The following is a 23492-nucleotide window of genomic DNA, read 5'->3' on the forward strand; positions in this document are numbered from 1 at the left end:
GGATAGGTGCGGGAGGCCGTCGGTCAGGCGAGGCAAAGCGCACCGTGCCACGCCGGGCGAATGTCTTTTCTAGAATCCCGATAAACATAAACGAAATTTGCCGACTTCATCGCGAGGGTTACGAGGTCCATCTCTCAGGCCAAGGACGGCGTCCTTGCCGCCCATTCAGATGGAGACAGATTATGAGCCAGGCCCTTTCCGGCAAGACGGCGCTCGTCACCGGCGGATCGCGCGGCATCGGCGCGGCGATCGCGAAGCGGCTCGCCGCCGATGGCGCAGCCGTCGCCCTCACCTATGGCGGCAACAAGGCGTCCGCCGAAGCTGTGGTCGCCGAGATCGTCGCGGCCGGCGGCACCGCGCACGCCATCCAGGCGGACTTCCGCGATCAGGCTGCTGTCGCCGCAGCGGTGAACGATGCGGCGGCGACGCTGGGCGGGATCGACATCCTCGTCCACAATGCCGGCGTGTTGGAGATCGCACCCGTCGGCACGCTGACCGCCGAACAGTATCGCAAGTCGTTCGACGTCAATGTCGAGGCGGTGTTCACCGCGACCACCGCTGCCATTCCGCACCTGCGCGATCAAGGCCGCGTGCTGATCATCGGCAGCATCAACGCGCATTACATGGCGTTCGCGGGCGGCTCGGTCTACGCCGCGACCAAGGCGGCGGTCGGCCAGATGGCGCGAGCCTGGGCGCGCGACCTCGGCCCGCGCGGCATCCTCGTCAACGTGGTGCAGCCCGGCCCGGTCGATACCGACATGAACCCGGCGGACGGCCCGATGTCCGACTTCCAGCGTTCCGCCATCGCGCTCGGCCGTTATGGCCGGCCGGAGGAGATCGCCGCGCTCACCGCCTTCCTGGCGAGCGACGAGGCGAGCTTCATCACCGGCGCCGCGATCGACATAGACGGCGGCGCCTCGATCTGAGCAGGTTGCTCAGTCGCCGCCTTCTTCCGAGCCGCCGTCGTCCGTATCGGGCGACGGCGCGCGCGGAGGCGGCGCGAAGGGATTCTGCAATTCCTTGTGGGCGTCGCGGAATTCCGTCGGTTCGGGCGGAGCCTCACGCGCCCACCGAGCGGACGGCGGCGGCGGCGTGGAAACCTCGGCGGGCTTCGGCAGATAGCGATCGAACCGCCCTGCCCTGAACGCCTGCACGGCCAGCGTCGCGCCGAAGGCCAGCGCGAACACGATCAGCCCGAAAATGATGCCGCCAAGGAAGCGCCGCAACGCACGGAGCCGATCCGCCCGCCGCGCACTCCGCGCGCGACCGACCTCGTCATAGCCGACCTGCTCCAGCACGAAGCGCCGCCAATCCGCACTCGGATCGGCACCGCTGCCGCTGTGCGGCTCCAGTCTGGGCCGCCGGACGATTTCCCAATCGGACATGACAGGCCGCACGATAGCCCGCCAGACTTTGCCAAAGTGTTGACGCCGCCGGAACGAAGCCGGCGACGCAACCGGATCAGTAAACGCGCGCCTTCGGCTTGATGTAGCTTACATCGTCCGTCAGCGTGTAGTCGTGGACCGGGCGGTAATCGATCTTCACCAGATCCTTCGAGCCGTTCGCATAGTCGAACCAGGCGATCGTGTGCTTCATCCACTCGGCGTCATCGCGCTTCGGGAAATCCTCGTGCATGTGCGCGCCGCGGCTTTCCTTGCGGTTGGCGGCCGAGTGCATCGTGATCACCGCCTGAGGGAGCATGTTGTCCAGCTCCAGCGTCTCGATCAGATCGGTGTTCCAGATCAGCGAGCGATCGGAAACCTGCACATCGGAGAGCTTCGCGTACACCTCGTCGATATGCTTCTCGCCTTCGGCCAGAAGCGCGGTGTCGCGGAACACGGCGGCGTGCTTCTGCATCGTGCGCTGCATGTCGAGGCGGATGTCGGCCGTCTTGGTCGAGCCGTTCGCGTTGCGGTAATGGTCGAGCCGGGCGAGCGCCTTGTCGTCCGCCGCCGTCACGATCGGGCCGTGCTTGCTGTTGGGCTGGACCAGCTCGGCGATGCGGAAGCCGGTCGCCCGGCCGAACACCACGAGATCGATCAGCGAGTTGGACCCCAAGCGGTTGGCGCCGTGGACCGAAACGCAGGCCGCCTCGCCCACCGCGAACAGGCCGGGCACCACGCTGTCCGGATCGCCGTCCTTCAACGTCACGACCTCGCCGTGATAGTTACAGGGGATGCCGCCCATATTGTAGTGGACGGTCGGGGTCACCGGCAGCGGCTGGCGGGTCAGGTCGACGCCGGCGAAGATCTTGCCGGTCTCGGTGATCCCCGGCAGCCGCTCGTGCAGCACCTTCGGGTCGATGTGATCGAGGTGGAGGTAGATGTACGCGCCATCCGGGCCGACGCCGCGACCTTCGCGCATCTCCATCGCCATCGAGCGGGCGACGACGTCGCGCGAGGCGAGGTCCTTCGCGGACGGGGCATAGCGCTCCATGAAGCGCTCGCCTTCGGAGTTGGTGAGGTAACCGCCCTCGCCGCGCGCGCCTTCGGTAATGAGCACGCCCGCGCCGTAGATGCCGGTCGGGTGGAACTGGACGAACTCCATGTCCTGCAGCGGCAGGCCGGCGCGCAGCACCATGCCGCCGCCGTCGCCGGTGCAGGTGTGGGCGGACGTCGCCGAGAAATACATGCGACCGCCGCCGCCCGTCGCCAGCACGGTGGCGTGGCTGCGGAAGCGGTGGATGGTGCCGTCTTCCATGCAGAGCGCGATCACGCCCTTGCAGACGCCATCCTCCATGATGAGGTCGAGCGCGAAATATTCGATGTAGAAGTCGGCGTCATACTTCAGGCTCTGCTGGTAGAGCGCGTGGAGCATGGCGTGGCCGGTGCGGTCCGCCGCGGCGCAGGTGCGCTGCACCGGCGGGCCTTCGCCCATGTTCTGCATATGGCCGCCGAACGGGCGCTGGTAGATCGTGCCTTCCGGGTTGCGGCTGAACGGCACGCCGGCATGCTCGAGCTCGATCACCGCCGCCGGGGCCTCGCGCACCATATATTCGATGGCGTCCTGGTCGCCGAGCCAGTCCGATCCCTTGACGGTGTCGAACATGTGCCAGGTCCAGTGATCCGGCGTGTTGTTGCCGAGGCTGGCCGCGATGCCGCCCTGCGCCGCCACGGTGTGGCTGCGGGTCGGGAACACCTTGGTGATGCAGGCGGTCTTCAGGCCCTTTTCGGCGCAGCCCATGGTGGCGCGCAGGCCCGATCCGCCGGCGCCGACGACGACGGCGTCATAGACGTGATCGATGATCTTATAGCTGTTCGACATTATGCCGGCACCCCGCCGAAGGCGATCTTGAGGATCGAGAAGACGCAGAGCGCGCCGCACAGGAAGACGTAGGCGTTGAGCAGCAGCAGGACGGCGACCTTGTTGCCTTCCTCATGCACATAGTCCTCGATGAAGACCTGCAGGCCGAGGCGCATGTGCCAGAAGGTGGAGAGCACCAGCAGCACCAGCGGCACCGCGACCAGCGGCGACTTCAGCCACAGCACCACCGCCTGGTGATCGAGCACCGGCAGGCGCACGATCGAGACGATGAACCAGATCATCAGGACCAGGTTGGCGGCGGCGGTCACCCGCTGCAGCCACCAGTGATGCGTGCCCGACTTGGCGGAGCCAAGGCCCCGCACGCGGCCAAGGCCGGTTCCCGTACCCATCAGAATACCTTCCCGGTGAAGCAGAGGATCGCCCAGACCACCAATGTCGCGGTGATCGAGAAGGCGATGGTGAGGAGCGCGCCCATCCGGTTGGTCTTGAGCTCGTAGCCGGCGCCGGTATCCAGCACGAAGTGGCGCACGCCGGTCGCCATGTGCTGGAACATGCTCCAGGTCAGGCCGATGCCCACCAGCTTGGCGAGCAGGTTGACCAGCTTCTGCAGGCTTTCATTCGTGCTCATCGGATCGGATTGGACGATCCAGTGATAAAAAACGTCGTAGGCGGCGCCGCTCATCGCCGCGGCGACCAGCCACCAGGTGAAGATCACGCCCCCGCCGATCGCCAGCGCCGTGCCGGTGGCGCGATGCAGGATGGAGACCAGCATGTGCGGCCCCCATTTCCAGATGCTCAAATGCGGGGACAGCGGCCGGGCGGCGTTTCGGGACACGGTCTTTCACCCTCGATCTTCTTTGTCGGGAGGGTCTTTGGTCCAAACCGTGGCGCGATGCAACATGAATGGCGGGAAAACCAAAGGCCGTTTTTCGGCATCCTGACAGGGCGTGCATAACGGCTCGTTTACCACTGGGCGCCTATCACAAGCGCGAAGCATGACTTGCGGAGTGAGTGCCGAGATGACCTACGCCTCCCCCAGCCGACCCCATCTGCGCGATGTGCGGCTGAGCGATCGCGCCGTGCAGGAACGGCTGCAGGCCTATAATGGCGATGGGGCTTTCGGCCGTGCGCTTGGCGCCCTGTGGGCGCGCATCGGCGAGGATCTCGTGACCGTCTCGGTCGCCCGCCGCATCGAGATCGGCATCGAGATCGGCCTGGTGCCTGCTCATGATGCCGAGACCTTCCGCACCTTCTTCGCCGATCTCCAGCGCCGTCGGCTCAGCGGCGCGATCGATGCCGAGTGGGTCCGCTCGATCGCCGCGCAGGGCGGCTTCATCGTCGAGCGCGATGTTCCGACCCCGCACGTCGTCCGCCTGATCTTCGAGATGGGCCAGTCGATGCTGGAACTGGTGCGCGAGCGCCATGGCGATGACACCGCCTTCGTCCACGAGGCGGAGGAGACGCTGCGTCGGCTCGGCACGATCGAGCTTGAAATCCTCTTCTCCGAGATCACCAAGATCTACCGCGTCCGCTCCATTGAGGAGCGCGCCAGCGCCGGCAGCGAATTCCGCCAGCAGATGACGGCGATCCTCGGCACGACGCTGACCGATTCGTCCTCGCTGCGCGACCAGACCGTGCAGACCTCGCACTCCGCGCGCGGCATGTTGGGCAAGGCCAGCGAGGTCGCCGCCGCCGCCGAGCAGTCGGCCGTGGCGATGCGCGAGGCGGCGCAGACCGCCGCCGGCCTGATCCGCGCCATCGAGGATGCCCGCCGCGAGGTGGAGATCGCCGCCGGCGTCGCCACCCGCGCCGCCGACCAGTCTACGCAGGCGGTGGTCGTGGCCGATGCGCTCTCCGGCCATGCGCAGGCGATCGAATCGATCCTCGGCCTGATCCGAGACATCGCCGGCCAGACCAACCTGCTCGCGCTCAACGCCACGATCGAAGCAGCCCGCGCCGGCGATGCCGGCCGCGGCTTCGCGGTCGTCGCGCAGGAGGTGAAGTCGCTGGCGTCGCAGACCGCGCGCGCCACCGACGACATCGCCGCCAAGATCGCCGCCATCCAGTCCGCCTCGCGCCAGACGCTCGACGTCAACGGCTCGATCCGCGACATCGTGAGCGAGGTGCAGACCTCCGCCCAGCGCATCCGCGAGGCGATGGAGGCACAGGCGCAGACCGTCACCATGATCACCGCCGCCGTCGACGAGACCGCGCTCGCCGCCGACTCGATGTCCGGCACGATCGCCGCGATCCGCGTCGATACCGAGAGCGTCGCCTCCGACATCGACCGCATCGAATCGGGCTTCCGCTCGGTCGACGATCAGCTCGCCCGGCTGGAGAGCACCACCGGCGAGTTCGTGAACCGCATCGCGGCCTGACGCTTGCCCCATGCGCGACGGCGGCCTACGCCGCCCTCGCCATGGACCGCATCCACATCCTCGCCACCGGCACCAGCCGGGGTATCGGCGCCGCGATCGCCGCACGACTCGACCGACCGGAGGTCCGCCTGATCGGCCACGCCAGCCGGCCGGGCGCCGACGGCACCGTTCCCGCCGATCTCGACGAACCCGGCGCCGCCGGCGCGCTGTGGGCCGAGGCGCTCGACCGGCTGGACGGCCGCATCGACGTCCTCATCAACAATGCCGGCATCTTCGAGGCCGCACCGATCGACCTGCCCGATGCCGACTGGCTCGCCGCATGGGAGCGGACGATGCGGATCAACCTGACCGCATCGGCCGAACTGTGCCGGCTGGCAGTGCAGCATTTCTCCGGGCGAACGGGCGGCGGCCGCATCGTCAACGTCGCCAGCCGCGCCGCGTATCGCGGCGACTCGCCGGCGCACTGGCACTATGCGGCCTCCAAGGCCGGCATGGTGGCGATGACAAAAAGCATCGCGCGCGGTTATGCGGCACAGAACATCCTCGCCTTCGCGGTCTGCCCCGGTTTCACCATGACCGGCATGGCAGAGGAGTATCTGTCCAGTCGCGGAGGCGACAAGTTGCTCGCCGACATCCCGCTCGGCCGCGTGGCCGATCCCGCCGAGGTGGCCGAAACCGTCCGCTGGCTCGCACTCGACGCGCCGGCATCCGCCACCGGGTCCGTCATCGATGTGAATGGGGCAAGCTATGTCCGTTGAAAGCTGGAAGATCACGCTCCCCTGCACGCGCGAGGAAGGCGAGGCGCTCGCCTTCGCCACCGATCCCTTCCCCGGCATGGAGGAGCCGCCCGTGCTCAACACTCTGGAGCCGGACGAGGATCGGCCCGAGGACTGGGTGGTCGAGGCCTATACCGAGGGCAAGCCGTCGGCCGCCGTGATCGCGGCGGTGAAGGCGTTGGTGCCGTCCGCCGCGAAGCTCAAGCCCACCGTCGAGAGGGTGGAGGAACAGGATTGGGTGACGCTCAGCCAGGCCGGTCTGGAGCCGATCCGGGCGGGGCGCTTCTACGTGCACACCTCGGCGCACGGCGCGGTGATCCCGTCTGACGCGACGGTGTTCCGCATCGATGCCGGCCGCGCCTTCGGGACGGGGCATCACTACACCACCACCGGCTGCCTGATGATGCTCGACCGGCTGAAGCGGCAGGGCGCGCGCTACCGGATGATCGCCGACGTCGGCACCGGCACCGGCCTCCTAGCCTTCGCCGCGATGGCGCTGTGGCCGCGCGCACACGCCGTGGCGACCGACATCGACCCCATCTCGATCGAGGTGACCGCCGAGAACGCACAGGCCAACCGCGTCAACGAGGAGCGGCTGGCGCTGGCCGTGGCGGAGGGGGTGAACCATCCGCTCTATCGCGAGCTGGCGCCCTTCGATCTCGTGATCGCCAACATCCTCGCACAGCCGCTGATCGAGCTGGCGCCGTCCATCGCCGAGACGATCGCGGAGGGCGGCACGCTGATCCTCGCCGGGCTACTCAACACGCAAGCTGAGGCGGTGACCGCCGCCTATCGTCGCGAGGGGATGCGGCTAGCGGACACGATCGAGAATGGCGACTGGTCGATCCTGATGCTGCGGAAGCGGCGGCGGGTGCGCTGAGGCCTCGACACGCGGCCTCGCCCGCGCCATGTGAGGCCGCGTGGAACCCAAGCGCATCCTCCTGATCGTCGGCGGTGGCATCGCGGCCTTCAAGGCCTGCGAAGTGCTGCGGACCTTGCGCAAGCGCGACCACACCGTCCGCTGCGTGCTGACGCAGGCGGGGGCCGAGTTCATCACCCCGCTCACCCTCGCCGCGCTCTCCGAGCAGCCGGTCCACACCTCGCTCTTCGAGCTGAAGGATGAGGTGGAGATGGGGCATATCGAGCTTTCGCGCGAGGCTGATCTCGTCGTCGTCTGCCCCGCCACCGCCAACCTGATGGCGCGAATGGCGGCGGGCATATGCGACGATCTCGCCACCACGCTCCTGCTCGCCACCGACAAGCCGGTGCTGTGCGCGCCCGCGATGAACGTGCGGATGTGGCTGCATCCGGCGACCCAGCGCAACGTGGCGCAACTGCGCGCCGACGACGTGATCGTGATGGAGCCGGACGAGGGCCTGATGGCCTGCGGCGAGTTCGGCCCCGGTCGCCTGCCCGAACCGGACGCGATCGTCGCGGCGATCGAGGATGCACTGACCCGGCCGGTTCCGACACGGCTGCTGAACGTGGCGCCCGCACCCGCCAGCAACCCGAGCTATTCCGGCGCGCTCACCGGCCGCAAGATCGTCGTGACTGCCGGGCCGACGCACGAGCCGATCGACCCGGTGCGCTACATCGCCAACCGCTCGTCCGGAAAGCAGGGCTTCGCGATCGCCGAGGCGCTCGCCCGGCTGGGTGCCGAGGTGACTCTGGTCGCCGGCCCCGTCACGCTGCCCACCCCCCCCGCCGTGAAGCGCGTCGATGTCGAGAGCGCCCGCGAGATGCAGGCGGCTGTGGAGCGCGCGCTGCCCGCCGACGCCGCGATCATGGTCGCCGCCGTGGCGGACTGGCACGTCGATGCCGCCGGGCAGAAGATCAAGAAGCAGCCGGACGGCACACCGCCCGCGCTCGCGCTGGTGCAGAACCCGGACATCCTCGCCGGTCTTGCCCGCTCGGCCAGACGCCCCCGCCTCGTCATCGGCTTCGCGGCCGAGACCAACGACGTGATCGCCTACGCGCAGGCCAAGCTGACATCCAAGGGCTGCGACTGGATCGTTGCCAACGACGTCTCTGGCGACGTTATGGGGGGCGACAGCAACAGCATCCACCTCGTCACCCGCGACGGCGTCGAGGACTGGCCCAACCTTCCCAAGCAGGCGGTGGCGGAGCAGCTCGCCGCCCGCATCGCCGACGCCCTTTCGGAGCCCCGATGATCGAGATCCAGCTCAAGCGCCTGCCGCACGGCGAAGGCCTCCCCGCCCCCGCCTACGCCACCACCGGCGCGGCAGGACTCGATATCGTCTCGGCCGAGGACATCGTGCTCGGGCCGGGGGACCGCCATGCGGTGGCGACCGGCTTCGCGGTGGCGATCCCGGCGGGCTACGAGATCCAGGTCCGTCCCCGCTCGGGCCTTGCGCTCAAGCACGGCATCACCTGCCTCAACACGCCCGGCACGATCGACGCCGATTATCGCGGCGAGGTGAAGGTGATCCTCGCCAATCTCGGCGCCGAGCCGTTCGAGGTGAAGCGCGGCGAGCGCGTCGCGCAGTTGGTCCCCGCCGAGGTGACCGCCGCACGCTTCCTCGAAGTCGAGACGCTGGACGAGACGGCGCGCGGGGCCGGCGGCTTCGGCTCGACGGGGCGCCACTCGCTCCCTTGAGAGACATGATCCTCACCGACGCCCAGCTCGATCGCTACGCCCGCCACATCGTCCTCAAGGAGATCGGCGGCGGCGGGCAGACGCGCCTGCTCAACGCCCACGCGCTGATCGTCGGTGCGGGCGGGATCGGGTCGCCGGTGATCCAGTATCTAGCCGCCGCCGGCGTGGGCAAGCTGACGGTGGTGGACGACGACATCGTCTCGCTCTCCAACCTCCAGCGCCAGACGCTGTTCGCGACGCGCGACGTCGGCGCCAAGAAGGTTGTCGCCGCCGCCAACGTGGTGCAGCGAATGAACCCCGACGTGCGCTTCCTGCCGGTCGACAGGCGGCTCGATGCGGAGAGCGCCGCACGCCTGCTCGACGGGATCGACGTCGTGGTGGACGGCACCGACAATTTCGCCACGCGCCTGATCGTTTCCGATGCGGCCACGGCGGCGCGCGTGCCCCTGGTGTCGGCGGCAGTCGGCCAGTTCGAGGGCCAGCTCGCTGTCTATCGCGGCTGGGAGGACGGGCGCCCCTGCTACCGCTGCCTCGTCGGCAACGACCCCGATCGGCCGGACGTGAGCTGCGCCGACCAGGGCGTGCTCGGCGCGCTGACCGGTGTGCTTGGCAGTCTGGCGGCGATCGAGGCGGTGCGCCAGATCGTCCCCTTCGGCGAGGAGACGGCGGGCAAGCTGCTGCTGGTCGACGCCCTCGCCTTCCGCTTCCGTACCATCGCCGTGCCCAAGGATCCGGGGTGCCGGTGCGCGGCCTGACCATCATCGTGACCCGCCCGCAGGGCCTGCGCGCCGCACTCGAACTGGCGGCCGCCAATGCCGCGCTGGGCGGGCCTGCTCGCATCTTTACGCAGGGCGAGGCGGTGGTGGCGCTGGCGCAGCCGATGCTGGACCGCCACGACGAGGATTACCGCGCCGCCGGCCTGCCGATCCTCGGCGAGCTGTGCGAGGAGGCGCTGGCGCTCGGCGTCGGTATCATCGCCTGTCAGAGCGGTCTCGCCTTGATGGGGATCACCGCCGACCGGCTCGACGCGCGGGTGGAATATGGTGGCCCGGTGAGTGTGCTGGCGGCGCTGGGCGAGGATCGTCTCGTCACCATTTGAGAGCGGACGATCAGCCAGGAGGAAGCCATCGATGCCCGCATCCCCCGCCCCGCAAGACTGGCCGCTTCTGCCGCCGATCCGGACAGGCACAGGCGCCATTGCCCATGCTGCGGCGAGGGTCGGCTGGCGGCCGATGAGGAGGACAGGCGCCGATCGCCTTACGCCTGCGCCAATTCCTTGACCCGCATCGTGCTCACCCTTGCCGTGGTGATCGCACTGGCCGCCTGTTCCGATGGCCGTCCGGCACATCGCGTCGCGTCCAACGCGCCCTTGTCGAAGCGGCTGGCCGAAGCGGATGCGGACTATGGACGCCAGATCTTCTACCGCTGCGCCGCCTGCCACAATATCAGCGAGGGCGCGGGTGATCGGAACGGGCCGAATCTCTGGGCGATACTCGGCCGGCCGGTCGCGACCGGCAGCAAGCGGTTCGGCTATACCGGCGCGCTCAAGGCGTTCGGCGGCACATGGACCTGCGCACGCCTGGACGACTGGCTCGCCGATCCGATGCGGACCGTGCCGGGCACACAGATGACCTTCGGCGGACTACCCGACGGCGCCGACCGGGCGGACGTCATCGCGTGGCTGGCGCGCAACGGCGGCGTGCCCGCCGCTGCCCGGTGCCAGGGCCTGCGAACCGAGCGCTAGATACCCCTCCAGAACCCAGGCGCATACGCCGAACACCGCCGCCCCTCCCGCGCGAACCGGCGCGGCGGAGGATGCAGGCCAGCGAACATGAAAAAGCCCCGGAAAACCGAAGTCTTCCGAGGCTTGATCTGGTGGGCGTGGCAAGGATTGAACTTGCGACCCCTGCGATGTCAACACAGTGCTCTACCACTGAGCTACACGCCCGTGGGGGGTGCCTCTAGCCATGCTCCCCGGCGATGGCAAGCGGCTTTCCCGCCTTTTTTACAGGTCGCCCTCCGCAACGCTGCCAAGACCGAAGATTCGGTCCACTTCCAGCACGAGATCGCGCAGGTGGAAGGGCTTTGACAGCACCTTCGCATTGGGGTGGGTGATGCCGCCCTTCAGCGCCACCGCCGCGAAGCCGGTGATGAACATCACCCGCATGTCAGGCGCGATGCGGCCGGCCCGCTGGGCCAGCTCGATGCCGTCCATCTCCGGCATCACGATATCGGTGAGCAGCAGGTCGAACGGCTCGCTCTCCAGCAGCGGCAGCGCCGCCGTGCCGCAATCCACCGCGGTGACGTGGTAGCCGACCTTCTCCAGCGCGCGGGCGAGATACTCGCGCATCGAATTATCGTCTTCAGCCAGCAGAATCCTGATCATCGTCGCTTCCAAACGCCCCCGCCGGCCATCTTGATCCATGACGGGCCCGGCCCGTCCCTGGCGCGTCGATCGTTAAGATTCGGCAAGTGCCGAACGCTTGCCCGACGCGCCTTGCTTCCCTAGCAGATTAGCATGGCTACGCATCCGCCGGAACCGCGCGTCTATGCCAGGTTGGGACAGGTCGGCGCGCGCTCGCCGCTGGTCATCGCGGTGCCGCACGCGGGCCGCTTCTATCCGCCCGAGATACTGGCCGCCGCACGCCTGCCCCAGCACGCGCTGGAGACCATCGAGGATCGCCACGCAGACCTGCTGGTGGCCGACGCGGTGCAGGCCGGCGCGGTAGCGATCGTCGCGCGGATGGCGCGCGCCTGCATCGATCTCAATCGCGACGAGCGAGAGATCGATCCGGCGCTGCTGGGCGGCACCGCCGAGCCGGGCGCCCTGCTGGCATCGGTGAAGGTGGCGGGCGGCCTGGGGGTGATCCCGAGCCGGATCGCGGCCGGCGGCGCGGTCTGGGCGAGGCCGCTCGGCCCCGAGGAGATCGAGCGGCGGATGGATGAGATCCACCGCCCGTATCATGGCGCCATTGCGCAGGCGATGGACGAGGCGCAGGCGGTGCATGGCATCGCCATCCTGATTGATTGCCATTCGATGCCACCACTGGGCGGGCGGAGCGGCAACGCGCAGGTGGTCATCGGCGATCGCCACGGTCGATCGGCCGAGCCGCGCTTCGTGTCGGCCGCGATCGATGCCGCCCGGCGCGAGGGCCTCACCGTGGCGCGCAACCACCCTTATGCCGGCGGGCACACGCTTGATCGGCATGGCGCCCCCCGCGCCGGTCGGCACGCAATCCAGATCGAGGTGGATCGCAGCCTCTATCTGGATGCGAGGCTGCGCACGCCGACCGATGGTCTTGCCGGCGCGCGCCGCCTGATCGCCGCGATCGCCGCCGCGCTGGAGGATGAGGCGCCCGGCCATCTGCTCGCGGCCGAATAGGAGCCTGCCGGATAAAAAAACCGCCCCGCGTTTACACGCGGAGCGGCCAAGGTTCAGGGAGGAACGCACCCGAAGGTGCGTCATGCGCGATCACGAAGGGGGGCATGACCGCGCACTTGCTAAAATAGGCGAACGCGCGATTGGTTCAAGAGATTCGATGCAAAAAAATCACGGCTTCGACTAAATGTGTAGTCTGGCCGATAAAATGCTTGACTCAGGCCGGCCCCGCACCGGGCGCCATGCGATCGAGCGTACGGTCGCGATCGAGAAAGCGGTGCTTCAGCGCCGCGCCAATGTGCAGCACCAGCAGCGCGATCATCAGCCAGGCGAGTTGCTCATGCCGCTCGGCCACCGTGTGGCTGATCTGCTTGTCCTGCGCCACCGGGAACATCGGCAGCGGAAAGAGGCCGAAGAAAGTCAACGGATGACGCTTGGGGCTGGCCGAAGTGAACACCCAGCCCGATAGCGGGATCAGGATCATCAGCGCGTAGAGCAGCCAGTGCACGGCGTGCGCCAGCCCCTTCTCCCAGCGCTTGACGGTGGCGGGCAGCGGCGGCGGCCGGTGCGTGAAGCGCCAGACAAGGCGGATCACGGAAAGCAGCAGCACGGTCATGCCGATCGACTTGTGGACGCCGAAGGCGCCTGCAGGGAGCGAATCCCCGAACAGGCCGATGCCGAGATTGAGGATGATGAGGACTGCGATCGTCCAGTGCAGCGCGATGGCCACCCGCGTGTAGCGGGTCGTCCCGCCGGCATCGAACGCAGTCCCCATATCCCGTTCCCTTTTATCGCTCGTTTAGCCGAGCATCGTTCCATTCGGCGGCGGCAGCTGGCCGCGCTGCGCCTGACGGCCGAAGATATCGGCCATACGCTGCAGTGAGAAGAGGTGCGCGTAGACCAGCGGCATCAGGCCGTTCTGCAGCCACTTGCGGGCGACGTCGCCGCGCAGATTCTTCACCGCATCTTCCGAAATGATCTGGAAACCGCGATAGACGTAGGGCTGCGGCGCGCCGGTCGGCTGCGCGGTGAACTCGCCGTCGGTCAGCAGCTTCTGCTCCTTCACATCGGCGAAGAAGGCGTTGTTCAGCGTGCCGGCCTGCTCGATCTGCTCGCAGAACTGCAGGATCGCCTTGGTGCGCTCGCTGGGCGCGCCATCCTCGAACACCGGCTCGCCTTCGTCATACTGGCCGAACACGTCCGACGTCGGATCGACGCAGAGCGACAGATCGTCGCTGTCCGGGCGCAGGCGCGCGAGCAGGAAGGGATAGCGGCGGACATAGGCCGGCACGTACCAGTCGTCCGGAAACATGCCGCGCTCGTCGACCACGGCGTTCACGCCCTCGTTCAGGCCCATCAGCGCCAGCGGCACCGGATTCTCGCCCAGCGAGAAGACGATCGGATAGAAGCGGCTCGCCTGGATGAACTCCTCGACCAGCAGCGGCACGGCGTGCGCGTTCTTGAGGAAGCTCGCCCCCTCGATCGCCCGCAGCTTCCAGTCGGCATGTTCTTGGTTCGAGATCGGAATCAGATCGTTGTAGAAAAGCGGCAGGCCCTGCTCAGGTGCGCTCGCCATGACATCATACTCCTGACAAAATCCGGTCGGCACGGCCCCCCGCCCCGACGAAGCACCGTCGTCTATTGGCCGGGGGCGTCTTCTGCAAGCGGCAGCAAGGCTCCGGGGTTCATGATTCCGGCCGGATCGAGCGCCGCCTTGATCGCGCGCATCGCCGCGAGGCGAACGGGATCGGCCAGCGCCGCGAAGTCCGCGCGCTTGAAACGGCCGATGCCGTGCTCGGCCGACATGGTGCCGCCCGATTCGGTGACGAGGCCGTGGACGAAGCGCGAGACGGCGGCCGCCTGCGCCTTGAACCAGGCCTTGTCGTCGCCCCCCTCCGGCGCGCGGACGTTGAAATGGACGTTGCCGTCGCCGAGATGCCCGAAGGCGATCGGCCGTACGCCAGGAAAGCGCGCCGTCACCGCGGTGCTCGCCCGCGTCATGAAGCCGGGCATGTCGGCGACCGGCACGGCGATGTCGTGCTTGGCGGCCATGCCGTCTCGCGCCTCGGCTTCGGACAGGCTCTCGCGCAGCTTCCACAGCGCGTCCGCCTGCGCCTCGCTGGCGGCGATGGTGGCGTCACCGGCGAGGCCCTGTTCGATCGCGTCCATCAGCTCGTTCTGCAGGCGCTCACCGATGTCGCCGCTGCCGACGGCCTCGACCAGCACGTTCCAGGTCCAGCTTTCCGCCAGAGGCGCGCGCGTATCGGGGATATGACGCAGGACCAGCGCCAGCCCTTCTGCCGGCACCAGCTCGAAGCTCTCCACCGCCTCGCCCAGCCGGTCCTCCAGCCGCCGAAGCAGCGTGAGTGCGTCCTCCGCCGAACGCAGGCCGATCCAGCCGACCGAACGCGTCTCGAACGCCGGCACCAGCCGCAGCGTCGCGGCGGTAACCAGCCCGAGCGTTCCCTCCCCGCCGATCAGCAACTGCTTGAGATCGTAGCCGCGATTGTCCTTGCGCAGCGGCGCGAGGCCATGGAGCAGCGATCCGTCGGGCAGCACCGCCTCCAGCCCCAGCACCAGCGAGCGCATCGGCCCGAAGCGCAGCACCTGCGTACCCCCCGCATTGGTGGAGACCAGCCCGCCGACGGTCGCATTGCCCTTCGCCGCGAGCGACAGTGGAAAACGGCGTCCTTCGGCCTCCACCGCTTCATGCAGATCGGCGAGCACGACCCCGGCCTCGGCGACCACGGCATTGTCGGCCGGCGACACCGATCGGATCGCACGCATCCGCCGCATCGAGACGAGCAGCGCGCGCCCCTCGGCGGGGCCGGCGGGCGTCGCGCCCCCCACCATCGAACTGTTGCCGCCCTGCGGCACGATCGCCACGCCTTCCGCCGCCGCACGGGCCACGACGAAGGCCGCCTCCTCCGCGCTCGCGGGCGATACCAAAGCCGCGGCCGCCCCCGTCACCCGCCGCCGCCAGTCGGTCAGCCACGGCGCAAGATCGGCGGGATCGACGGTGAAGCCCTGCGGACCCAATCGTCCGGCGAGATCGCCCAGCAGGGCGGCGGAAGGCGCGGGAAAAGGCATGGCCCCGTCCTAGACGTTTGCCCCGCCGTGAGACAATCTCATCGACGTGACAGTGCATTTCACCGCTGAAATTCATCGACTGTTCAAGGCGAGCCGGTCAGCGTCCGCCCCTGTCATGACCAAATCGCCTCTGGGCCGCCGCCGGTGATCGCCGTCGCATTGGCCTCCCTTCTCGCCTTCGGCTCCCACCCGGCACCGCCGCCGCGTGGCAATGCCACCTCGGGCAGCGCTTTCGCCAGCGTGACGACGTTCGTGCAGTCGGTCATCATCCGTATCCCCGCGCGCAAGTCGGCGCGCTATCGACCTGCGGGCGATCCGCCGCCGTCCCCGGCGTTCAAGGAACATAAGGGACCGAAATGTATCGATTCCGCCGCGATCGGCGGCGCCGCGATCACGACGCCGGACAGCGTCGACTTCATCCTGAAGGGTGGCAAGCGCGTGCGCGCCAAGCTGCAGGACGAGTGTCCGTCGCTGGATTATTATTCGGGTTTCTACGTCCGCGCGCCGCAGGACGGGAAGATCTGCGCCGATCGCGACTCGGTCCACACCCGATCGGGCGGTGACTGCCAGATCGACAAATTCCGTGCCCTGACGCCGATAAATCCGGCCAAATAGCCCGTTTCGCTTGACTCTGGCGGCTCAAACCTTAAGCGCGGCGACGCTTCCGCGCGCAGGCACGTGTGCGGACCAATCCGGATTCCTGCATGAGCTTCGCCGATCTCGGCCTGTCCGACGAAACCCTCCGCGCCGTCACCGAGGCCGGCTATACCGAGCCGACGCCGGTGCAGGCGGCCGCGATCCAGCCGGTGCTGATGATGCGCGACCTGATCGCGATCGCGCAGACCGGCACGGGCAAGACTGCCTCGTTCGTGCTGCCGATGATCGACATCCTCGCCCACGGCCGCGCCCGCGCCCGCATGCCGCGCTCGCTGATCCTCGAGCCGACGCGCGAACTGGCCGCGCAGGTCGCCGAGAATTTCGAGAAATACGGCAAGTATCACAAGCTTTCGATGGCGCTGCTGATCGGCGGCGTGCAGATGGGCGATCAGGTCGCAGCGCTGGAAAAGGGCGTCGATGTCCTCATCGCCACGCCGGGCCGCCTGATGGACCTGTTCCAGCGCGGCAAGATCCTGCTCACCGGCTGCTCGATGCTCGTCATCGACGAGGCGGACCGGATGCTCGACATGGGCTTCATCCCGGATATCGAGGAAATCTGCACCAAGCTGCCGACCAGCCGGCAGACCCTGCTCTTTTCCGCGACCATGCCGCCGCCGATCAAGAAGCTGGCGGACAAGTTCCTGTCCAACCCGAAGCAGATCGAGGTGGCGCGCACCGGATCGACCAACGCGTCCATCGAGCAGAAGCTGGTCACCACCACGTCGCGCGGCAAGCGCGGGACCCTGCGCGACCTGCTGCGCGCCGACGACGTGAAGACCGCGATCATCTTCGCCAACCGCAAGACCACGGTGCGCGAGCTTAACCAGTCGCTCCGCCGCCACGGCTTCGCGAGCGGGGAAATCCATGGCGACATGGACCAGTCCTCGCGCCTGAAGGAGCTGGACCGGTTCAAGGCCGGCGAGATCAACATCCTCGTCGCGTCCGACGTCGCGGCGCGCGGGCTGGACATCAAGGGCGTCAGCCACGTCTACAATTTCGATGCGCCCTGGCACCCGGACGATTACGTCCACCGCATCGGCCGCACCGGCCGCGCGGGTGCCACCGGCAAGGCCTTCACCCTCATCACCGATGAGGATGCCGAGAACATCGCGAATATCGAGAAGCTGACCGGCCAGACCATCCCGCGCATCGAAGGCGCCAAGGCCGAAAAGGCCGAAGCATCGGCACCCCGCGCGGAACGGCCAGCGCGTGCGGAGCGCGCCGAGCGCCCGGCCCGTGAGGAGCGCAGCACCTCCAGCCGCCGCGAGCGCGCGCCGCGTGAACGCGACCGCCGCGACGCGCCCGCGCCGCACCACAACACGCCCGAGCCGATCGCGGCGGACGCCGACATCAGCTGGAACGGCCCGGTCCCGGCTTTCCTGTCGGTGCGCATCCTCGACTGACGTCGAAACCCTTTTCGGCATTTCTTAACGCCTGCGCGCTACACCTCACTCCTGCACACGGGAATCCAGACCGCCGGGGGGCGGTGACCGTGGGCTTGAGGGATGGGACGGCCACGCCAGTGAGCGAGAGCAGAGGCACATTCGATCGCATCCGTGCCCTTCTGGAGGAGGGCGCGATCGCGCCCACCCCGTCCAACTATGATTTCCTCTATCGCTACGTGACGGCGGCCGATCCGCAGCTGGTCGACGCGGTGGACATCGCCCGCCGCAACCACGGCACGCTCGCCGATCGCCTGATCGCCAACATCCGCCGCGATCTCTACGGCACCGGCCGCCAAGGCGTCAGCCGCATCCTCGAGGATACCGAGGCGCAGCTTGCGCGCATGAACGATTATGTCGAGCGCCAGGATGCCGGCGCGCGCGACTATGTCGTCAGGCTCAGCCGTTCGGACATCGACGCGTCCGCCACGCTGGAGCGCCAGCGCCAGATGCTCGCCGAGATGATCGACGCGACCAATCACATGCTCGCCACCACCGAGCAGCTGCAGGCCGAACTCGCCGCCTCCAGCCGCGAAATCGACGTGCTGAAGCAGGATCTGGAGATCGCCCGCGTCGATGCGCGATCGGACGCGCTCACCGGCCTGTCCAATCGCAAGGCGTGCTGCGACTATCTCGACGCGCAGCTGGAACGCGCGCGCAAGGAAGGCCGGCCGCTCAGCCTGATCTTCCTCGACATCGATCACTTCAAGAAGTTCAACGACAATTTCGGGCATCGCATGGGCGACGAGGTGTTGCGCCTCGTTTCCGCGAGCCTCGAGCGCTTCTTCCACGGTCGCGGCTTCGTCGCGCGCTGGGGTGGCGAGGAGTTCGTCATCGTCATGCCCGCGCATGAAGCCGAAGAGGCGTTCCAGTTCGCCGACCGCTTCCGCCAGCATATCGGCAGCCGGGCGGTGAAGGCCCGCAATTCCGGACGCGAAGTCGGCCGGGTGACGCTCTCGCTCGGCGTCGCCGGCCTGCTCTCCGACGACAGCGCGCAAACGCTGATCGACCGCGCCGATGCCGCGCTCTACGACGCCAAGGCCGACGGCCGCGATCGCGTCGTCTGCTGGAAGGCGGCGGCGTAAAAATCGTCGCGAGCGCGATCCGCCGCGCCATTCCGGCTTGACGCCCCTCACCCCCGATTTTGTATGACAACGGCTCCACGCAGGAGTCTTCGGTGCTGGTGTTCCTTGCCGCGGCGCAGTTGGCCGCTTCCTCGACTGCGTCCGATACGCAATCCGAGCAGGATCGCGTCACCGCGACCGAGGTGTTCGCCTATGCGCAGTGGCGCAACTGCGTGCTGAAGGCGACGCACCACAAGGCGTCCAAGATCAAGGATCACGACAAGGTGGCCGATGCCGCCATCGCCGATTGCGGAACGAAGGAGGCGAATTACGCCTCCTCGCTCAGCGCGCTGGCGCAGCTCTACAAGCTCGCCAATGCCGCCGATTTCGTGAAGGGCAACACCGACAAGACCCGCAAGACCCTGCGCGACATGGCGATGAAGGAGCTGAAATAGCTCAGCTTTTGGGTCGCGTGTACCGCGCCCGGAAATCATCCGCGAAAGCGGTCAGCCGCCCGTCCGATATCGCATCGCGCAAACCCTGCATAAGTCGCTGATAGAACCAGAGATTATGCTCGGTCATCAACATCGCGCCGAGCATTTCGCCCGATTTGATGAGATGATGGAGATAGGCCTTGGTCCAGGGCGCCGTCGGACTTTCAAGATCGAGCGGGGTCTGGTCCTCGGCGAATTTTGCGTTGCGAATGTTGATCGGCCCGTCCCAGGTGAAGGCCTGCCCGTTGCGGCCCGAGCGGGTCGGCAGCACGCAATCGAACATGTCGATGCCGCGCTCCACGGCCCCCACGATGTCGTCGGGCTTGCCGACGCCCATCAGATAGCGGGGCTTCATTGGATCGAGTTGACCCGGTGCGTAATCGAGACAACCGAACATCGCCTCCTGCCCCTCGCCAACCGCGAGGCCGCCGACCGCGTAGCCGTCGAAGCCGATGTCGAGCAGCGCATCGGCCGACGCCTTGCGCAGCCGCTCGTCGAGCGCGCCCTGCTGGATGCCGAACAGCGCGGCGCGCTCCGCATGGTCGCCCCCCGCATCGAAGGCGGCGCGCGATCGCCTCGCCCAGCGCATCGACCGTTCCATCGCCGCCGCCTGCACCTCGCGGGTCGATGTGGTCGGCACCAGTTCGTCGAACGCCATCACGATGTCGGAACCGAGCAGGCGCTGGATCTCCATCGATCGTTCCGGCGACAGCATGTGGCGCGATCCGTCGAGATGGCTGGCGAAGGCCACCCCCTCCTCACTCCGCTTGGTCAGAGCGGATAGCGACATCACCTGATAACCGCCTGAATCGGTGAGGATGGGCCGGTCCCACTGCATGAAGCGGTGCAACCCGCCCAGCTTCGCGACACGCTCGGCACCGGGCCGCAGCATCAGGTGGTAGGTGTTGCCAAGGATGATGTCGGCGCCCGCCGCACGCACGTCCGCCGGCTTCACCGCCTTGACAGTACCGGCGGTGCCGACGGGCATGAAGGCGGGGGTACGGATTTCGCCGCGCTGCATGGCGATGGTGCCGGTGCGCGCCTTGCCGTCGGTCGCCGCGATGGTGAAGGAGAAACGGGTCATGCGGGGCCTGTAGGGCAACTCTCCCCTGTCCGAAAGGGAGAGGGCTTCAGGCGGCGCGAACCAGCCCTTCCAGCGCCCTCACATCCACCGGCGGCGAGCAGAGGAAACCCTGATAGTAAGTGCAGCCCTCCGCCGCGAGCAGGCTGAGCTGTTCTTCGGTCTCCACGCCCTCCGCCACGACCGCGAGGCCCAGCGAGCGCGCCATGTCGATCACGCCGCGCACCACGATGCGATCGCGCGGAGAGCCGGCGATGTCCTGCGTCAGCCGGCGATCGATCTTGATCGTATCGAGCGGCAGCGCCTTCAGATAGGCGAGGCTCGAATAGCCGGTGCCGAAATCGTCGATCGCGACCCGCAGCCCGCCGGAACGCAATTCGGCGAGCAGTTCGGCCGCACCGCCGAGATCCTCGATCAGCCCGCCCTCGGTGATCTCCACCGTCAGGCGGTTGGTCAGGCCGGCCTCCGCCGCCATCGCCAGCATCCGCGTCGCGAAGCCCGGCTCTGCGATGTCGGTCGCAGTGACGTTGATCGCGACGCGCAGGCCGGCGAGCGCGCCCGTCCAGCCGGCGGCGGCGGCGATTGCCTTGGCCTGCACATGGCGGGAGAGTTCCGCCAGATAATCCGATCGCTCGGCCGCCGCGAACAACGCCTCGGCACCGAGTTCGCCCAGCACCGGATGGTTCCAGCGCGCCAGTGCCTCGACGCCCGCGATCGCGCCGCTCGCCACGGCCACCTGCGGCTGCCAGACGATCTCGATCCGGTCCTCGTCGAGCGCGAGGCGCAGGTCCAGCTCCAGCCGGCGATTCTCGGCGCGGCGCTCCTCCTGCGCGTCGCCGAACACACGCACCCGCGCCGCCTCGCCGTCACGCGCGTCGGCGAGCGCGAGACTGGCGTGGCGAAGAAGCTGCCCCGCATCCGCCCCACCGGCCGTCGCGATGCCGATGCGCGCGGTCAGATTGACGACATGCTCGCCCGCCACGAACGGCCGCGCGATCGCCGCGACCAGTTCGCCCGCCAGCATCTCCGCCTCGTCCAGCGAGGCGGGCGGCGGCAGGCCGATCGCGAATTCGGCGCCCGCCAGCCGCGCGACCAGCCGCCGCCTCGCACCGCCGCTCCCCGCCGCCAGTCGCTCGATCCGTCGCGCCACGGAGCGGATGATCGCGTCGCCCACCGGGCGCCCGAAGGCGGCATTGACCATATCGAAACGCGACAGGCCGATCACGATCAGCACGGGTGCCTGCGCCTGCGCCAGCCGCCCCTCGATCCAGCGCCGCGCGCCATAGCCGTCGTCCAGCCCCGTCAACGGATCGCGCGGGTGCGTATCGGAGGCGCGCATCGCGTCGAGCGGCTCGACATGGCCGACGATCGCATCCTCCTCCAGCATCAGATGGTGCGCGACGCGGCGCCCGTCCTGCGCATTGTGCGCGAAGGGCGAGACGCCCCCCTCCTCCCGTAGCCGGGCGACCGCGTGGAGCGCCGATCGCAGCCCGCCACGGCCCAGCAACCGCTGCGCGACATGACGGGAGAGATCGGTTTCCTCCTCCGCGTGGCCCGTCGCCTGCGCCAGCGCGGGGCTGAGCGCGACGCGCGCCGGGCTGGCCGGCGTCCAGCGCCAGGTCATCGCCTCGCTCTCCACCAGCTTGGCTCGCCCCGCCGCCGCGCGATGCCCTCCGGCCAGCCGCTCGGCATGACGCTGCGCGAAGCGGAGCGCCTGCGCGAACTCGCCTTCCGCGAACGGCATGGCGAGATAGTGCGTCGCCCCCGCCTCGAACGCGGCCGCCACCGCCGAGGCCTCGCGGCGGCCGATCAGGAAGAGGAGGGCCGCACCGTTCGCCTGCACCGCATCGGCCAACTGGCGCGCGGCGGCGAGTCCCTCGGCCAGCGTCGCGCGCGCGTCGATCACCACCACCGAAGCGCCGCTGGCAAGGAAGCGTCTCTCCAGCCCCTCACTGCGCCGCGCCGCGATCGCCGCCCAGCCCGCGCGCTCGGCCATATGCGCCAGCTCGTCACGCTGCCGGAACGACAGCAGAAACAGAGGCGCGGAACCCGCCGGAAACTCGTCGCTCGCCGAAATGGTCGCTCTCCCCCGTCCGGGTGTCAGTGGGCCCGGAGCGGAAGCACGCTAACGCCGCCGCCTCAAGCCTCCAAGCGGCATCGCCGCTCCATCTGTCCCGCTTCGGGCGCGGCTGGGCTTGCTGGAGCGCGGCAGACGCCCTAACTCCGCTTCATGACGAACCCGCCTCCCGTCCCGTCGCTCAGCGACGCCTTCGGCCGGCGGATCAGCTATGTCCGCCTCTCGGTGACCGATCGGTGCGATCTACGCTGCCGCTATTGCATGAGCGAAGCGATGAGCTTCCTGCCGCGCCGGGAAGTCCTGACGCTGGAGGAACTGGCGGAGCTGGCCGACGCCTTCGTCGCGCGCGGCGTCACCCGCATCCGGTTGACCGGCGGCGAGCCGCTCGCCCGGCGCGGCATCGACGATCTCGCCCGGATGATCGGCCGCCAGATCGGCAACGGGCTGGAGGAGCTGACCCTCACCACCAATGCCACGAAGCTGGCAGATCATGCCCAGGCGCTGTTCGAGGCCGGAGTGCGGCGGGTGAATGTCAGCCTCGACAGCCGTGATCCGGACCGCTTCCGCCACATCACCCGCACCGGCGACGTGAAGCAGGTGCTGGACGGCATCGCGGCGGCACAGGTGGCGGGATTACGCATCAAGATCAACATGGTGGCGCTCAAATCTCTCAATGAGGACGAGATCGCGCCGATGCTGGAATGGTGCGGCGCCGAGGGGCACGACCTGACGCTGATCGAGACGATGCCGCTCGGCGTCGTCGACGAGGATCGCACCGATCGCTACCTGCCGCTCGACGGCGTCCGGACGAAACTGGAGGAGCGCTTCACGCTCACGCCCGAGCAGCATCGCACCGGGGGGCCGGCGCGTTATCTCCGCGTCGCGGAGACGGGCGGGCGGCTGGGCTTCATCACACCCCTCACCCACAATTTCTGCGACGGCTGCAACCGGCTGCGCGTCACCGTGGACGGCAAGCTCACCATGTGCCTCGGCCATGACGATCATGTCGACCTCAAGCAGGCGCTGCGCACCGGCGGCCGCGCTGCGCTGGACGAGGCGATCGACGAGGCGCTGCGCCTGAAGCCGCGCCGCCACCATTTCGAGATCGCCGGTCGCGGTGCCGCGCCGGCCGTCGCCCGTCACATGAGCGTCACCGGCGGATGAGCGACCCGA

The 23492-nt window shown here is 68.4% G+C and carries 25 protein-coding genes and 1 tRNA gene; 15 read left to right on the top strand and 11 right to left on the bottom strand.

Features of this window, described 5'->3' with window-relative positions; all coding sequences use genetic code 11:
• The first annotated feature begins 182 nt into the window (after positions 1-182).
• Positions 183-926 carry an SDR family NAD(P)-dependent oxidoreductase gene (locus QGN17_RS08235; RefSeq protein WP_281043999.1) on the top strand — a complete coding sequence of 248 codons (744 nt, stop codon included), beginning with the start codon at positions 183-185 and terminating at the stop codon, positions 924-926.
• Positions 927-935: 9 nt separating this feature from the next.
• On the opposite strand, the gene QGN17_RS08240 is transcribed toward QGN17_RS08235, so the two are convergent.
• The 4 genes from QGN17_RS08240 to sdhC all read right to left on the bottom strand — a co-directional run bounded on the left by QGN17_RS08240 (position 936) and on the right by sdhC (position 4099).
• On the bottom strand, positions 936-1385 hold the full coding sequence (locus QGN17_RS08240) for a hypothetical protein (protein WP_281044000.1): 450 nt from the start codon (positions 1383-1385) through the stop codon (positions 936-938).
• 76 nt (positions 1386-1461) lie between these two features.
• Entirely contained in the window at positions 1462-3264 is a 1803-nt protein-coding gene (gene sdhA, locus QGN17_RS08245; protein ID WP_281044001.1) for a succinate dehydrogenase flavoprotein subunit, read from the bottom strand.
• Entirely contained in the window at positions 3264-3653 is a 390-nt protein-coding gene (gene sdhD, locus QGN17_RS08250; protein WP_281044002.1) for a succinate dehydrogenase, hydrophobic membrane anchor protein, read from the bottom strand. Before sdhD ends, sdhA begins: the two co-directional genes overlap by 1 nt.
• Entirely contained in the window at positions 3653-4099 is a 447-nt protein-coding gene (gene sdhC / locus QGN17_RS08255; RefSeq protein ID WP_281044003.1) for a succinate dehydrogenase, cytochrome b556 subunit, read from the bottom strand. The genes sdhD and sdhC overlap by 1 nt, the downstream gene beginning before the upstream one ends.
• Positions 4100-4283: 184 nt before the next feature.
• Here sdhC and QGN17_RS08260 point away from each other — a divergent pair, with 184 nt between their 5' ends.
• From QGN17_RS08260 to QGN17_RS08295, 8 genes are all read left to right on the top strand, one after another.
• Positions 4284-5642 carry a methyl-accepting chemotaxis protein gene (locus QGN17_RS08260; protein ID WP_281044004.1) on the top strand — a complete coding sequence of 453 codons (1359 nt, stop codon included), beginning with the start codon at positions 4284-4286 and terminating at the stop codon, positions 5640-5642.
• 41 nt (positions 5643-5683) lie between these two features.
• The gene (locus QGN17_RS08265) at positions 5684-6400 is read left to right on the top strand and encodes an SDR family NAD(P)-dependent oxidoreductase (protein WP_281044005.1); all 717 of its coding nucleotides are present in this window, start codon (positions 5684-5686) and stop codon (positions 6398-6400) included.
• Positions 6390-7298 carry a 50S ribosomal protein L11 methyltransferase gene (locus tag QGN17_RS08270; protein WP_281044006.1) on the top strand — a complete coding sequence of 303 codons (909 nt, stop codon included), beginning with the start codon at positions 6390-6392 and terminating at the stop codon, positions 7296-7298. Before QGN17_RS08265 ends, QGN17_RS08270 begins: the two co-directional genes overlap by 11 nt.
• Positions 7299-7338: 40 nt before the next feature.
• Complete coding sequence (gene coaBC, locus QGN17_RS08275; protein ID WP_281044007.1) at positions 7339-8589, top strand: bifunctional phosphopantothenoylcysteine decarboxylase/phosphopantothenate--cysteine ligase CoaBC; 1251 nt, start codon at positions 7339-7341, stop codon at positions 8587-8589.
• Positions 8586-9035 carry a dUTP diphosphatase gene (dut, locus tag QGN17_RS08280; RefSeq protein ID WP_281044008.1) on the top strand — a complete coding sequence of 150 codons (450 nt, stop codon included), beginning with the start codon at positions 8586-8588 and terminating at the stop codon, positions 9033-9035. The genes coaBC and dut overlap by 4 nt, the downstream gene beginning before the upstream one ends.
• Before the next feature lie 5 nt (positions 9036-9040).
• On the top strand, positions 9041-9790 hold the full coding sequence (locus QGN17_RS08285) for a HesA/MoeB/ThiF family protein (protein ID WP_281044009.1): 750 nt from the start codon (positions 9041-9043) through the stop codon (positions 9788-9790).
• Positions 9778-10134: a DsrE family protein gene (locus QGN17_RS08290; protein ID WP_390902647.1), complete on the top strand. Its 357-nt coding sequence runs from the start codon at positions 9778-9780 to the stop codon at positions 10132-10134. Before QGN17_RS08285 ends, QGN17_RS08290 begins: the two co-directional genes overlap by 13 nt.
• 189 nt (positions 10135-10323) lie before the next feature.
• Positions 10324-10779 (top strand): c-type cytochrome, encoded by a 456-nt coding sequence (locus QGN17_RS08295; protein ID WP_281044011.1) that lies wholly within the window; start codon positions 10324-10326, stop codon positions 10777-10779.
• Positions 10780-10908: 129 nt separating this feature from the next.
• On the opposite strand, the gene QGN17_RS08300 is transcribed toward QGN17_RS08295, so the two are convergent.
• Positions 10909-10983: transfer RNA gene (locus QGN17_RS08300), tRNA-Val, on the bottom strand.
• Positions 10984-11040: 57 nt separating this feature from the next.
• The gene (gene cpdR, locus QGN17_RS08305) at positions 11041-11421 is read right to left on the bottom strand and encodes a cell cycle two-component system response regulator CpdR (protein WP_022689131.1); all 381 of its coding nucleotides are present in this window, start codon (positions 11419-11421) and stop codon (positions 11041-11043) included.
• Between the two features lie 132 nt (positions 11422-11553).
• On the opposite strand from cpdR, the gene QGN17_RS08310 reads away from it, so the two are divergent.
• Positions 11554-12417: an N-formylglutamate amidohydrolase gene (locus QGN17_RS08310; RefSeq protein ID WP_281044012.1), complete on the top strand. Its 864-nt coding sequence runs from the start codon at positions 11554-11556 to the stop codon at positions 12415-12417.
• 214 nt (positions 12418-12631) lie between these two features.
• Here the strand turns inward: QGN17_RS08310 and QGN17_RS08315 are convergent, their stop codons facing one another.
• From QGN17_RS08315 to QGN17_RS08325, 3 genes are all read right to left on the bottom strand, one after another.
• The gene (locus QGN17_RS08315) at positions 12632-13189 is read right to left on the bottom strand and encodes a cytochrome b (protein WP_281044013.1); all 558 of its coding nucleotides are present in this window, start codon (positions 13187-13189) and stop codon (positions 12632-12634) included.
• A gap of 24 nt (positions 13190-13213) precedes the next feature.
• Entirely contained in the window at positions 13214-13990 is a 777-nt protein-coding gene (locus QGN17_RS08320; RefSeq protein ID WP_281044014.1) for a SapC family protein, read from the bottom strand.
• A gap of 62 nt (positions 13991-14052) precedes the next feature.
• A complete protein-coding gene (locus QGN17_RS08325; RefSeq protein WP_281044015.1) occupies positions 14053-15504 on the bottom strand; it encodes an FAD-binding oxidoreductase in 1452 nt (483 codons plus the stop codon).
• Between the two features lie 144 nt (positions 15505-15648).
• On the opposite strand from QGN17_RS08325, the gene QGN17_RS08330 reads away from it, so the two are divergent.
• The 4 genes from QGN17_RS08330 (at position 15649) to QGN17_RS08345 (ending at position 19122) form a co-directional block, all read left to right on the top strand.
• Positions 15649-16119 (top strand): hypothetical protein, encoded by a 471-nt coding sequence (locus QGN17_RS08330; protein WP_281044016.1) that lies wholly within the window; start codon positions 15649-15651, stop codon positions 16117-16119.
• Between the two features lie 89 nt (positions 16120-16208).
• Positions 16209-17564: a DEAD/DEAH box helicase gene (locus tag QGN17_RS08335; protein ID WP_281044017.1), complete on the top strand. Its 1356-nt coding sequence runs from the start codon at positions 16209-16211 to the stop codon at positions 17562-17564.
• Between the two features lie 119 nt (positions 17565-17683).
• Entirely contained in the window at positions 17684-18688 is a 1005-nt protein-coding gene (locus tag QGN17_RS08340) for a GGDEF domain-containing protein (protein ID WP_281044018.1), read from the top strand.
• A gap of 92 nt (positions 18689-18780) precedes the next feature.
• Entirely contained in the window at positions 18781-19122 is a 342-nt protein-coding gene (locus tag QGN17_RS08345; protein ID WP_281044019.1) for a hypothetical protein, read from the top strand.
• 1 nt (position 19123) lies between these two features.
• On the opposite strand, the gene tgt is transcribed toward QGN17_RS08345, so the two are convergent.
• Entirely contained in the window at positions 19124-20245 is a 1122-nt protein-coding gene (tgt, locus tag QGN17_RS08350) for a tRNA guanosine(34) transglycosylase Tgt (protein WP_281044020.1), read from the bottom strand.
• Between the two features lie 46 nt (positions 20246-20291).
• Positions 20292-22238, bottom strand: a complete 1947-nt coding sequence (locus QGN17_RS08355; RefSeq protein ID WP_281044021.1) for a putative bifunctional diguanylate cyclase/phosphodiesterase — start codon at positions 22236-22238, stop codon at positions 20292-20294.
• 234 nt (positions 22239-22472) lie between these two features.
• Here QGN17_RS08355 and moaA point away from each other — a divergent pair, with 234 nt between their 5' ends.
• Complete coding sequence (moaA, locus tag QGN17_RS08360) at positions 22473-23483, top strand: GTP 3',8-cyclase MoaA (RefSeq protein WP_281044022.1); 1011 nt, start codon at positions 22473-22475, stop codon at positions 23481-23483.
• Positions 23484-23492 lie beyond the last annotated feature (9 nt).

The organism is Sphingomonas oryzagri, assembly GCF_029906645.1.
In the GTDB taxonomy this organism is placed as follows: Bacteria; Pseudomonadota; Alphaproteobacteria; order Sphingomonadales; family Sphingomonadaceae; genus Solisphingomonas; species Solisphingomonas oryzagri.